Raw genomic sequence first — 690 nt, 5'->3', positions numbered from 1 at the left:
GCCTTGCAGGCTTCAAGGGCACGCATCATATGTTTTTCCACTGCGCTTTGGGACAAGCCCATGGCCTTGGCGATTTCGGCGTACTTGCGGCCATGAATGCGGTTGAGCAAAAAAATCTGCCGCGTGCGCTCCGGCAGGCTGCGCAAGGCGGCTTCGACATGGCGCAGATCATTGCCCGCTTCGAGTGCCGCCTGGGGTTCGCAGCCCTGATTGTCCTGTTGCTCCGGCAGCCAGCCTTCGCTGCTGCGTACGCGGGCGCCTTCGCTGCGCAAATGGTCGATGGCAATGTTGCCGGCGCAGCGCAGCAAGTAAGTGCTGAGTTCTTCGACCTGCACCAACGGGCGGCGCCAGAAGCGCAGGAATAAATCCTGTACCAAATCAGCCGCTGTGGCGCGGCACCCCACCCGGCGACTGACCAAGGCTTCCATTTGCGAACGCTGGGACAAAAACACCTGCAAAAAATGCGCACGTCCACCGGCCGCATCGGTGTGCGGGCTGTCCTGGGATTCGGGTGGCGTGCTGATCATCATCACTGGCTCAGCATAAGGCGAAGGCCGCCACAGGGCTGACCAGCAGGCCGGCGCCCGCCAGAATCAAGACCAGCCTTGGCCGATACGGCAACAGCAACACCAGCAGCAGCGCGCTGAGCATCAACACCGCGCACCACTCCACCAACCCTTGGGCCCAACC

At 62.2% G+C, this 690-nt stretch carries 2 protein-coding genes; both read right to left on the bottom strand.

Translation table 11 applies throughout. The features are described from left to right. Positions 1 to 530: RNA polymerase sigma factor (locus FEM54_RS33530; protein WP_138454397.1), on the bottom strand; the 530-nt coding region annotated here is incomplete at its 3' end. 7 nt (positions 531 to 537) lie between these two features. Next, the coding region (locus tag FEM54_RS33525) for a DUF3325 family protein (protein ID WP_138454396.1) at positions 538 to 690 on the bottom strand (153 nt) is incomplete at its 5' end.

The organism is Pseudomonas edaphica (genome assembly GCF_005863185.1).
Classification (GTDB): Bacteria; Pseudomonadota; Gammaproteobacteria; order Pseudomonadales; family Pseudomonadaceae; genus Aquipseudomonas; species Aquipseudomonas edaphica.
This window is presented reverse-complemented; position numbering and strand designations above follow the sequence as displayed.